Here is a 13,228-nt window from a genome sequence, read left to right as displayed (position 1 = left end):
CCCGCCTCGACGTGGATCTCGCCCGCATGTCCAGCGGGCTGTGTCGCTGAATCCTCCGTGATCCGACCGGGGTCGGATCGATCACACCCCGACGTCCGAGGTTGCCTCGGCGTGTCGGCAGGCCCGGCGGCCCCCGCGGATCGGGCCCGACAACGCGTGTTCCGGCCGTCGCGCGTCGACGAGCCGCCGAACCGGGATATTCCGCGACGCCGCGGCCCCGATGTGTCACCGGCGTGCGCAAATGTTAATCAGAGGCAATAGCTAATTCAACAAGCGGAAACACTTGGATTTCCGCCGGGGGAGTGGCACGTGTTTTTCGTGGGGCGAACCGAGGAACTCAGCCGACTGGATACCGCCCGGGCCCGCTGCGCGACCGGGGTCGGCGGCGCGACCACCGTCTGCGGGCCCGTGGCGGTCGGCAAGACCGCCCTCCTGCACGCCTTCGCCGAGCGGCCCGCCGCCGACGAGGCGCTGTTCCTGCGCGCCGTCGGCACCCCGATGGAGCAGGACTTTCCGCTCGGGGTGGTGCGCCAACTGCTCCAGTCGGCCCCGCTCGCCGACGAGGACCCGGCCCGGATCGACCGGCTCCTGGACGACGGCGCCCATACCGCCGCCTTCGGCGGCACCGACGCGTTGGACGCCACCACGGTCCGCGCGGTGCACGAACTGTCGGCGGTGGTCTTGACGTTGGCCGAGTCGCGGCCGGTCGTGGTGGTCGTGGACGACATCCAGCACGCCGATCCGGTGTCGTTGCAGTTCCTGGCCCACCTGATCCGGCGGATCCGCACCGCGCGAGTGCTGGTCCTGCTCGGCGAACGCGAGTACGCCGCGGCCGCCTCGGCGGCGTTCGCCGGCTTCTCCGCCGACGTCGAACGCCAGCCGCACCACCGGCGGATCCGGCTCGGCCTGCTCGGCCGCGCCTCGGTCGGCGAACTGCTCGAACCCGCCGTCGGCCCGACCGCCGCCGCCCGGCTGACCGCCGATGTCCTCGAACTCAGCGGCGGCAACCCGCTGTTGATCCGAGCCTTACTGGAGGACATGGGCGCGGGACACCGCTCCGACAGCGCCCGGCGCCCGCTCCGGGCGACCGCGGCCGACGCCTACTGCCGAGCACTGGTCGGCTGCCTGTACCGCCTGGACCCGGCCACCGTGGAGGTCGCGCGCGGGTTGGCGCTGCTCGGCGAGTCGGGCACGAGCGAGGGCCTGGCCGAGCTGGTCGGCCTCGAACCCGCCACCGCCACCCGCGCGGCGCGCACCCTCAACGACGCCGGACTGGTCGCCTGCGGACGATTTCGCGACGATCGTGCCCGCGCGGCCGTGCTGGACACGATGACCCGGCCGGAACGCGAACGTGGACACGGCCGGGCCGCCACGCTGCGCCACATCGACGGCGCGCCGTCCGAGGCGGTGGCCAAACACCTCGCGGGCGCCGGGGAGTTCCGCGCGCCGTGGGCGGTGCGCACGCTGCGCGAGGCGGCCGAGGCGGTGGTCGCCGAGGGTGATCTGCGCCTCGCCGTCGACTACCTCAAACTGGCCGAACGCATCGCGCCGGACGAATGCACCCGGGTGTCGATCAAGGCCTTCCTGATCGGACTGGAGTGGCTGGTCAACCCGGCCGCCGCCGCGCGACACGTGCCGTGGCTGGCCACCGCGGTGCGCGACGGCCGGCTCAGCGGCCGGGACGCGCTGGCGTGCGTGCGCTACCTCGCCTGGTACGGCCGGCTCGAGGAGGCCAGGGCCGTGATCGAGGCGGGCCGGCAGTCCTGCTCGCCCGGCGAGTCGGCCGAGTGGGTCACCGCCGCCGAGACCCGGGCCGCGCGGGTCTGGCTCAAGTACTGGTACCCGGCCGTCGACGCGGACCTGCCCGAATACGGGGCCGAGGTGTCCCCGCTGCCCGCGACCATCGGCCGGATCGAGGGACTGGACCTGCTCACCGACGTCCTGGCCGGCCGGCTCGACGCCGACCGGGTCTGCGACCGGGCCGAGCGCATCCTGCGCGGCTCGCGCCTGGAGGACGCCACGGTGGAATCGCTCACCTCCGCGCTGACCGCACTGGTCTACGCGGACCGGGCCGCCGAGGCCCAGGAGTGGTGCGTCGCGCTGATCGACCGGGCGGCCGGGCGGCGCAGTCCGATCGCCCACGCGCTGTTCTCGGCGGTGCTCGGCGAGATCACCGTCCGCCAGGGCGACCTGCTCGGCGCCGAGGAGAGTGCCGCGACCGCGCTGACCCGGATCGCCCCCGAGGGCTGGGGGGTGGCAGTAGGGGTTCCGCTGGCCGCCCGGATCGTCGCCGCGGTCGCGCGCGGCGACCGCGACCAGGCCGCCCGGCTCCTCGAACTCCCCGTCCCCGGCGCGATGTTCCACACCCCGGCCGGACTGCACTACCTGCACGCCTGCGGGCGGTACAACCTGGCCACCGGCCGCGCCGACGCGGCGCTGCACGACTTCCTGTCCTGCGGCGAGCTGATGACGGCGTGGCGGATCGACCTGCCCGGCCTGGTGCCCTGGCGGGTCGAGGCGGCCCGGGCCCACGTGCACCTCGGCGACCACGACGCGGCCCGCGAGTTGTTGGCCGAACAGTTCGACCGGCTCGCGGACGAACCGTCGCGCACCCGGGGGCTGGCGCTCGGCGTGCAGGCGTCGGTGGTCGAACTGCGGCGCCGTCCGGCGCTGTTGTGGGAGTCCATCCGCGAACTCCAGGCCTGCGGGGACCGCTTCGAGCTGTCCCTGGTGTTCGCCCAGCTCGGCAACGCCTACCGCGAACTGGGCGACTTCGGCCGGGCCCGGCGAGCGGCCCGCCGCGCCCGGCAGTTGTCCGAGGTGTGCCGGGCCGAGCTGCCGCACACCCTGCCGCGCACCGACCGGCTGGCCGCCGTACCCGACCGGGACGGCGCGATAGCGCGCCTGCGCGGCACGACCCCCGAACCGGCGCCGATCCACGAACCCGCGACGAACCGCGAGGCGGACCGGATCGCCGAACGCCCCGGGCGACCCGAACACCGCGAAACGGCGCGCATCACACTGCCGACCACGTCCCCGCCCACGTCCCCGAGCGCCTCCCCGGGCGTCGACGAGCAGCCCGGCGCGGGCCTGAGCGACGCCGAACGCCGCGTCGCCGCGCTGGCCGCCCAGGGCCAGACCAACCGGGAGATCTCCCGCCGGCTGTTCATCACGGTCAGCACCGTCGAACAACACCTGACCCGGGTGTACCGCAAGCTCGGGGTGGCCCGCCGACTGGACCTGCCGCCCTGGCTGGAGGAGGAGATCGCGGGCTGAGAAGACCCCGATCGGGGAGCACGACCGAGGGCCGCCGAGCCGCACGTTCGGCGGCCCTCGGCATGCCCCGACAGGGGTCGTTCCGGACCCCCTCCGCTATGGGGTCGGTAGGGGATCGACAGGGGTATTCGGGCGGGGTGCGCCGGACGAATCCTGAGGTCGTTCGGCGCACACGTCGCCGTTCGGGATCGGACCGATCGGCATGGGGGGCGACACTCCGCGATGATGACGACCAGTGAGAACACCGCCGGCGACCGCGACCGGCACGGCGCCGCGATCGCCGTCATCGGAACCGCCTGCCGGCTGCCGGGCGCCGCCGACCCGGCCGCGTTCTGGCGACTGCTCGCCGACGGCGTGGACGCCGTCGGCGAGGCGGGCGCCGAGCGCCGACGCGGCGCGGACCTGCGTCCCGGGGGATACCTCGACCGGGTGGACACCTTCGACGCGGCGTTCTTCGGCATCTCGCCGCGCGAGGCCGACGCGATGGACCCGCACCAGCGGCTGGCCCTCGAACTCGGGTGGGAGGCCGCCGAGGACGCCGGCCTCGTGCCCGGATCCCTCGCGGGCACCCGGGCCGGCGTGTTCGTCGGCGCGATCGCCGGCGACTGGTCCACCGTGGTGCACCGGTACGGGACCGACGCGATCACCCGGCACACCTTCACCGGCGTCGCCCGCGCGCTGATCGCCAATCGCCTGTCCTGGGCCCTGGACCTGCACGGCCCGAGCCTGACCGTCGACACCGCGCAGTCCTCCTCGCTGGTCGCGGTACACCTGGCCTGCGAGAGCCTGCGCAGCGGCGAGTCCACCGTCGCGTTCGCCGGCGGCGTGCACCTGAACCTGGCGGCGGAGAGCACCGTCGCCGCGGAACGTTTCGGCGCGTTGTCCCCGGACCACCGCTCGTTCACCTTCGACGCCCGCGCCAACGGCTTCGTGCGCGGCGAGGGCGGCGCGGTGCTGCTGCTCAAGCCGCTGGACCGGGCGCTCGCCGACGGCGACCCGATCCACGCGGTGATCCACGGCAGCGCGGTCACCAGCGACGGCGACACCGACGGCCTGACGGTGCCGGACGTCGGCGCCCAGACCGACGTGCTGCGCCGCGCCGCGAGCGCCGCCGGGGTGGCGCCCGACCGGATCCAGTACGTCGAACTGCACGGCACCGGCACCCGCGTCGGCGACCCGATCGAAGCCGCCGCGCTCGGTATCGCCTACGGCGCCGGCCGCACCGGCGCGGACCGGCTCGCGGTGGGCTCGGTCAAGACCAACATCGGTCACCTGGAGGGTGCTTCCGGCATCGTCGGACTGCTCAAGACGGTGCTCGGGATCCGCCGGCGCACGCTGCCCGCGAGCCTGCACCACACCACCGCGAACCCGGCGATCGACCCGGCCGGAAACGGACTGCGGGTGCGGACCGAACCGGGACCGTGGCCGCACCCGGACCGGCCGCTGCTCGCGGGGGTCAGCTCGTTCGGGATGGGTGGGACGAACTGCCATGTGGTGGTGGGCGAGGCCCCCGCGAGGGCGGGTGAGGCGCCCGCGCCCGACGGCCCCCGCGCGCTCGTCGCGCCCGTCCTGCCGTGGCCGCTGTCCGCCCGGGACCCGCGCGCGCTGCCCGGCCAGGCCGGCCGGCTCGCGACGGTGGACGCCGCGCCCGGGGACGTCGCGCTCACCCTCGCGGTCCACCGCACCGCATTCGCCCACCGGGCCGTGCTCCTGGGCGAGGACTCGACCGAACTCCGGGACGCGGCCGCCGCGTTGGCGGCCGGACTGCCCAGTGCCGGTGCGGTGACCGGTGTCGCCCACCCGCACACCTCCACCGTGTTCGTCTTCCCGGGCCAGGGCTCCCAGTGGATCGGCATGGCCCGGCGACTCCGCGCCGAGTCCCCGGTGTTCGCGGCACACCTGGACGCCTGCGCGGACGCGCTCGCGCCGCACGTCGACTGGTCGCCGCACGACGTCCTGCGGGACGTGCCCGGCGCGCCCGGGCTCGACCGCGTCGACGTCGTACAGCCCGCGCTGTTCGCCGTGATGGTCTCGCTGGCCCGTCTGTGGGAGGCGTTCGGCGTGCGCCCGGACGCGGTGGTCGGCCACTCGCAGGGGGAGATCGCCGCCGCGCACATCGCCGGTGCGCTCACCCTGGCCGACGCCGCGCGCCTGGTCGCCCGACGCAGCCGGCTCCTGGCCGGCCTCGCGCCCGGCGGCGGCATGGCCTCCATACCGCTCCCGGCCGACGAGGTGCGCGCCGCTCCGGCCGTACAGGCCGGCCGGATCGCGATCGCCGCGATCAACGGGCCGTCGTCCACCGTGGTCTCCGGCGACCGCGACGCGCTGGACACGCTGCTCGCCGACTACACCGAGGCCGGCGTGGACGTCCGGTCCATCCCGGTCGACTACGCCTCGCACTCGGCGCACGTGGAGCCGCTGCGCGCCGACCTGGCCCGCGAACTCGACGGGCTCGCACCGGTATCGAGCGACATCACGTTCTACTCCACGGTCACCGGCGGCCCGCTGGACACCGCCGGGCTGGACGTCGACTACTGGTACCGCAACCTGCGCGGCACCGTGCGCTTCGAGGACGCGGTCCACGCCGCGCTCGCCGACGGCCGGCGCACCTTCGTCGAGGCGAGCCCGCATCCCGTGCTCACCATGGGACTTCGGCAGATCCTCGACGGAGCCGGCTCCGAGGGGGCCGCCGCCGCGCTGACGGTGGGCACGCTGCGGCGCGACGACGGCGGGGCCCGCCGACTGCTGACCTCGCTGGCCCAGGCATACGTCCACGGCGTCCCCGTGGACTGGACCGCCGCACTGCCGGCCGACGCCCGACGGACCGAACTGCCCACGTACGCCTTCCTGCCGACACCGCACTGGATCGCGGAACCGCCGGGGACGCCGCACGACGCGCCGGCGAGCGGGGAAGCCGGATCCGCGCCGGCCCGGAGCGCGGTGCCCGCCGAGGCGGGCGACGGCGCCGACGGCACCGGAGGTTCGCATCGCGCCGACGGGTCCGGCCACGCCGAGCCCCGTACCGCCGCCCCCGACCCCCTCGTTCTGGTCCGCGCCACCGCCGCCGTTGTCCTCGGCCACGCCGGCCCCGGTGCGGTCGACCCCGATCGCACCTTCAAGGACCTCGGCTTCGACTCGGTCGGCGCGCTGGAGTTCCGCGACCGACTGGCCGCCGCGAGCGGGACCTCGCTGTCCGCCTCGCTCACGTTCGACCACCCGACCCCCCGGGCCGTCGCCGGCCATCTCGCGCACCGCACGGCCGGCACCGTGCCCGCGGATGCCGGCCGGCCCGGGACCGGCCCGGCGCCGGCCGCGCCCGAGGACGACCCGATCGTCATCGTCGCGGCCGGCGGCCGGTGGCCCGGTGGCGCGGACACCCCCGAGGCGCTGTGGGACCTGCTCGCGACCGGCACCGACACGATCGGCCCGTTCCCGACCAACCGGGGCTGGGACCTCGACGCGCTCCACGACCCCGACCCCGAGCACGGCCGACCCGGGACGACCTACGTACGCGCGGGCGGGTTCGTGCACGCCGCCGACACCTTCGACGCGGGCTTCTTCGGGATCAGCCCGCGCGAGGCCGCCGCGATGGATCCGCAGCAGCGACTGCTCCTGGAGACCGCGTGGGAGGTGGTCGAGCGGGCGGGCATCGCCCCGAGCACGCTGCGTGGCACCCGGGCGGGCGTCTTCGTCGGCACCATGCCGCAGGAGTACGGGCCGCGCCTGCACGAGGCCCCCGGGGACTACGCCGGACACCTGCTCACCGGCGCGCTGACGAGCGTCGCGTCCGGGCGGCTCGCGTACACCCTCGGCCTGGAGGGCCCGGCGCTCACCATCGATACCGCGTGCTCGTCGTCCCTGGTCGCGCTGCACCTGGCGGCGCGTTCGCTGCGCGCGGGCGAGTGCACCCTCGCGCTGGCCGGCGGGGTCACCGTGATGTCCACGCCCGGCATGTTCACCGAGTTCGGCCGGCAGCGCGGGCTCGCCCCCGACGGCCGCTGCAAGCCGTTCGCCGCCGCCGCCGACGGCACCGCCTGGGCCGAGGGCGCCGCCCTGGTCCTCCTGGAGCGCGCCTCCGACGCGCGCCGCAACGGGCATCCCGTACTCGCCGTGCTCCGGGGCAGCGCGATCAACCAGGACGGCGCGTCCAACGGGCTGACCGCGCCCAACGGGCCCGCGCAGCGGCGGGTGATCCGCGCCGCGCTCCACGACGCCGGGCTGAGCGCGGCCGAGGTCGACGCGGTCGAGGCACACGGGACCGGCACCACCCTCGGCGACCCGATCGAGGCCGAGGCGCTGCTGTCCACGTACGGCGCGGACCGGCCGGCCGATCGCCCGCTCCTCGTCGGCTCGGTCAAGTCCAACCTCGGCCACACCCAGGCCGCCGCCGGCGTCACCGGCGTGATCGCGCTGATCGAGGCCATGCGGCACGGCGAACTGCCCCGCACGCTGCACCTGGACGCACCGTCACCGCACGTGGACTGGGCCCGGGGAGGGGTGCGCCTGCTCGCCGAGCCCACCCCCTGGCCCGCCACCGACCGGCCGCGCCGCGCCGCGGTGTCCTCGTTCGGGATCAGCGGCACCAACGCGCACGTGATCCTGGAACAGGCCCCGATCGAGGCGCCGCCGACCGCCGCCGTCCGGGACGACGCCGGGCCGTGGACGTTGTCCGCCGCGAGCGAGGACGCGCTGCCCGCCCAGGCCGCCCGGTTGCGTGCACACCTGGCCGAGCGTCCCGACCTCGCGCTCGGCGACCTGGCCCTGGCCCTGGCCGGCACCCGGGACACCCTCGCCCACCGCGCGGTGATCACCGGGAGGGGCCGGGACGACCTGCTGCGCGGGCTCGACGCGCTCGTCGACGGGGTCGACGCGGTCAACGTGATCGAGGGCGCCGCCCGCCCGAGCGGGCCGCTGGCCGTGCTGTTCAGCGGGCAAGGCAGCCAGCGTGTCGGTATGGGCCGCGAACTCTACGCCGCCGAACCGGTGTTCGCCCGCGCCCTGGACGAGACGCTGGCACACCTGGACGCCGCCCTCGAACGGCCGCTGCGTGACCTGCTGTTCGCCGAACCGGGCAGCGCCGAGGCCGCGTTGCTCGGCGAAACCGCGTACACCCAGCCCGCGCTGTTCGCGATCGAGACCGCGCTGTACCGCCTCGCCGAGGCGTACGGGGTGCGTGCGGACCACCTGATCGGCCACTCGATCGGCGAACTCACCGCGGCCCACATCGCCGGTGTGCTCGACCTCCCGGACGCCGCCGCGCTGGTCGTCGCCCGGGGCCGATTGATGGGGCAACTGCCCGCCACCGGTGGGATGATCGCACTCCAGGGCAGCGAGGACGAGATCGACGAGCTGATCGCCGAACACCGCACCGAGGTCGGTATCGCGGCCGTGAACGGCCCCGACTCGGTGGTGATCTCGGGTACGGCCGACCTCGTCGAAGCGCTCGCCGACCGGTGGCGGGCCGCCGGTCGCAAGAGCAGACGACTGCACGTGAGCCACGCGTTCCACTCCCCGCACATGGACGCCGTGCTGGAGGAGTTCCGCGCGGTGGCGGCGGGCATACGCTTCGGCGCGCCGCGCATCCCGATCGTGTCCAATCTGACCGGCGACCTCGCCGACGCCGCCGAGCTCGCCGATCCCGACTACTGGGTCCGGCACATCCGCGAGGCGGTGCGCTTCCGCGACGGCATCCGCCGACTCGCCGACCTCGGCACCACCACCTTCCTCGAACTCGGCCCCGACGCCGTGCTGACCGCGCTCGCCCTGGCGAACCTGGACGACCCGTCGGCGGTCGTGGTCGCCGCGCTGCGCGCCGACCGCCCCGAACCGGCGACCTTCACCCACGCGCTGGCCCGGCTGCACGTCACCGGCACGCCGATCGACTGGACCGCGACCCGCGACGGGTACGAGGCGGGCCGGGTCGAGCTGCCCACCTACGCGTTCCGGCGTCGCCGGTACTGGCTGGACACGCCCCGGGCGGGCGCCGACCCGACCTCGGCCGGGCTCGACCCGAGCGAACACCCGTTCCTGGGCGCGGATCTGACCCGCGCGGACGGCTCCGGCCGGGTCTGGACCGGAACCCTGTCCACCAGGACCCTGCCCTGGCTCGCCGACCACGCGGTACAGGACACGGTCCTGCTGCCCGGCACCGCCTTCGTCGACCTCGCGTTGTACGCCGCCGAGCAGACCGGCGCGGGCGGCGTCGGCGAACTCGTGCTGGCCGCACCGCTGGTGCTGCCCGACGCGGAACCGGTCCGGATCGAACTCGCCGTCGGCGCCGAACAGCCGGACGGCACCCGGGAGCTGACCGTGCACTCGCGCGCCGCCGACACCGAGACCTGGACCCGACACGCCACCGGCCGGCTGGACCCGGCCCGGGACACGACGCCCGCGCCGACCGACACGGCGTGGCCGCCGCCCGGGGCGAGCCCGATCGACGTCGACGACGTCTACGACCGCCTGGCCGCCCTGGGCTACCACTACGGCACGACCTTCCAGGGCCTGATCGCCGCCTGGCAGGCCGGCGACGACCTGCTCGCCGAGGTGGAACTGCCCGAAGAGGTCGCGGAGATCGGCCACCGGGTCCACCCCGCGCTGCTCGACGCCGCGCTGCACGCCGTGGTGGCGCTGCTGCCCGGCGCCGACCCGGCGGCGCCGACCCGGCTGCCGTTCGCCTGGGCCGGGGTCACCGCGCACGGCGACGGGGCGCGCGAACTGCGGGTCCGGATCAACACGATCGGCGCGGACACGGTCGCCCTGACCGCCACCGACGACCGGGGCACACCCGTCGTGACGATCGACCGGCTGACCCTGCGCGCGATCCCGGTGGACCGGCTCGCGACCCGACCGGGCGCCGGTCCCGGTTCGGGCCCGGCTTCGGCCGCGGACTCCTGGTACCGGGTGGACTGGATGCCGGTGCCGCCGGGGGAGTCGGCCGCGACGCACGGGGGTTGGGTGGTGCTCGGCGAGCCCGCCGACCCGTTCGGTCTCACCGCGCTCGCCGAAGCCGACGACCGGCCCGTCGTATTCCACCGCGACCTCGACGCACTGCGTACCGCGTTGGCCGCCGGCGCGGCCCGACCCGCCCGCGTCCTGGTCCCGTTCGCCCGACCCGTCCCGGAACTGGGCACCGTCGTGGCCACACACGCGGTCACCGAGCGGGCCGTGACGCTGCTGGGCGCCTGGTTGGCCGACCCCGAACTCGGCGACATCGCACCGGTCCTGGTCACCCGCGAGGCGATCGCCACCCACCCCGGCGAGGACGTGCGCGACCCGACCGCCGCCGGCCTGTGGGGCCTGGTCCGGGCCGCCTCCGGCGAACACCCGGGCCGGTTGCGGGTGCTCGACCTGGACACCCATCCCGACTCGCTCGCCGCGCTGCCCGCCGCACTCGCCGGCCCGGAACCGCAACTCGCGCTGCGCGGCGGCGACATCCTCGCCCCGCGCGTGGCCCGGGTGCGTCCGGACGACGCGCTCGAACCACCACACGCCGACGTGCCGTGGCGGCTCGACGTCACCGAACCCGGCACGATCGACAACGTCGCGATGTTGCCGGCCCCCGAGGCCGCCGCGCCGTTGGCGCCCGGCCGGGTGCGGATCGCGCTGCGCGCCGCGGGACTGAACTTCCGCGACGTACTGATCGCCCTCGGCGTCTACCCCGGCACCGCCAGGATCGGCGCGGAGGGCGCCGGCCGGGTCCTCGAAGTCGCTCCGGACGTCACGGAATTCGCGGTCGGCGATCGGGTGATGGGCCTGCTGCCCGGGGTGCTCGGGTCACAGGCCGTGGTCGACCACCGCCTGCTCACCCCGATCCCGACCGGGTGGACGTACGCCCAGGCCGCGACCGTCCCGGTCGCGTTCCTGACCGCCTGGCACGGCCTGGTCGAACTGGCCGGACTGCGCGCCGGGGAATCGGTCCTGGTGCACGCCGCGACCGGCGGGGTCGGTACCGCCGCCGTACAACTCGCCCGCCACCTGGGCGCCGACGTACACGGCACCGCGAGCCCGGCCAAGTGGCCGACTCTGCGCGCCCAGGGCCTGCCCGACGAACGCATCGCCTCCTCCCGCACCCTCGACTTCGAGGACCGATTCCGCGCCGGCACCGCCGGCCGGGGCGTCGACATCGTGCTCAACGCGCTCGCCCGCGAGTTCACCGACGCGTCCCTGCGACTGCTCGCTCCGGGCGGCCGGTTCGTCGAACTGGGCAAGACCGACCCCCGCGACCCGGCCGAGGTACGCGCCGCCCACCCGGGGATCGACTACCGCGCCTTCGACCTGTTGACCCTGGACCCCGCGCACATCGCCCGCATGTCGCGGGCCCTGGCCCCGCTGTTCGCGGCCGGAACGCTCACCCCGCTGCCGGTCACCGCATGGGACGCCCGACACGCGATCCCGGCACTGCGCCGGCTGAGCCAGGCCCGACACACCGGAAAACTCGTCCTCACCATCGCGCCCACCCGCACCCCGTTCGACCCCACCGGCACGGTCCTGATCACCGGCGGCACCGGAACCCTCGGCGCCCTCGCCGCCCGCCGCCTGGTCGCCGAACACGGCGCCCGACACCTGCTCCTGGTCGGCCGGCACGGCCCGGCCGCCCCCGGCGCCGCCGAACTGCGCACCGAACTGGCCGCGGCCGGTGCCGCGGTCGAGATCGCCGCGTGCGATGTGGCCGACCCGACCGCGCTCGCCGAACTGCTGGCCGGCATCCCGACCGCACACCCGCTGACCGCGGTCGTGCACACCGCGGGTGTGGTCGCCGACGGCGCGCTCACCGGCACCGACCCCGATCGCCTGCACGCCGTACTGCGGCCCAAGGTCGACGCCGCCTGGCACCTGCACACGCTCACCGCCGACCTGGACCTGTCCGCCTTCGTGCTCTACTCGTCCGCCGTCGGCGTACTCGGCAACCCGGGCCAGAGCGCCTACGCCGCGGCCAACACCTTCCTGGACGCGCTCGCCCACCACCGGCACAGCCTCGGCCTGGCCGCCACCTCGATCGGCTGGGGCCACTGGGCCGAGGCGGGCGGCCTGGCCGCACACCTGACCGACGTGGACCGGCGCCGGCTCGCGGGCAGCGGTCTGGCCCCGATGCGCACCGACACCGCCCTCGACCTGCTCGACCGGGCCCTGGACACCCCGCTGCCCGCACCGATCGCCGCCCGGATCGACACCGGCACGCTGCGCCCGGACGCGACCGGAGGCGTACTCGCGGGCCTGACCCGCGCGGCCGGTCAGGCCCGGGTGCCCGCTCAGCGCGGCGCCGGGCGCAGCGGCCGCAAACCCGCGGCCGGGTTGCGGGACCGACTCGCCGGCCGCTCGGTCGACGAACAGCGCCGCGAACTCCTGCTGTTCGTGCGCCACACCGCCGCAGCCGTGCTCGGCCACGACGGACCGGCCTCGATCGTGCCCGAACGCGGGTTCCTGGAAGCCGAGTTCGATTCGCTCGGCGCGATCGAGCTGCGCAACCGGATCAACGCCGGCACCGGCCTGGACCTGCCCTCCACGCTGGCCTTCGACCATCCCACCCCGATCGCGCTGGCCGAGCACCTGCGCGACCTGCTCGCCCCGGCCCCGGCGGCCCCGGACGGCGGTCGACTGCTCGACGAACTCGACCGCTGGCAACTTTCGTTGGCCGACCTGCTCGACGCCGGAACCGATCCCGACGAGGGCTTCCGCGCCGACGCGGTCGCCCGGCTGTACGGGCTGCTCGGCCGGCTCGGTGTCGACGCCCCCGAGGACCCGACCTCGGCGGTGATCGCCCGACTCGGCGCGGGCACGGACGACGACCTCTTCGACTTCATCGACAACGAACTCGGCATCTCCTGAGCCGGCGCAGCACCCTCGCCCGGGCCCGAGCAGGCCCGAGCGGGCCCGCGTGGATCCACGCGGGCCCGCAGGGCACCCCGACGCGTACCACATCACGGCGAAGCCGCCGCACGGAAAAAGGCTGATA

Annotated in this window: 2 protein-coding genes; both read left to right on the top strand. The window is 75.4% G+C overall.

Annotated elements, in window-relative coordinates:
• Nucleotides 1-309 precede the first annotated feature (309 nt).
• Nucleotides 310-3,276 (top strand): helix-turn-helix transcriptional regulator, encoded by a 2,967-nt coding sequence (locus EMA17_RS34850; protein ID WP_126641167.1) that lies wholly within the window; start codon nt 310-312, stop codon nt 3,274-3,276.
• Nucleotides 3,277-3,501: 225 nt separating this feature from the next.
• Nucleotides 3,502-13,101 (top strand): type I polyketide synthase, encoded by a 9,600-nt coding sequence (locus EMA17_RS34845; RefSeq protein WP_126641228.1) that lies wholly within the window; start codon nt 3,502-3,504, stop codon nt 13,099-13,101.
• Nucleotides 13,102-13,228: the final 127 nt, after the last annotated feature.

Origin of the sequence: Embleya hyalina (genome assembly GCF_003967355.1) — a bacterium.
Lineage (GTDB): Bacteria > Actinomycetota > Actinomycetes > Streptomycetales > Streptomycetaceae > Embleya > Embleya hyalina.
The sequence above is the reverse complement of the archived record's forward strand: the minus strand, read 5'-3'. Positions and strand labels throughout refer to the sequence as shown.

What these genes read in the sequence shown, in the direction of transcription:
- EMA17_RS34845 (WP_126641228.1), top strand. Translation starts at nt 3,502, where the DNA reads ATGACGACCAGTGAGAACACCGCCGGCGACCGCGACCGGCACGGCGCC.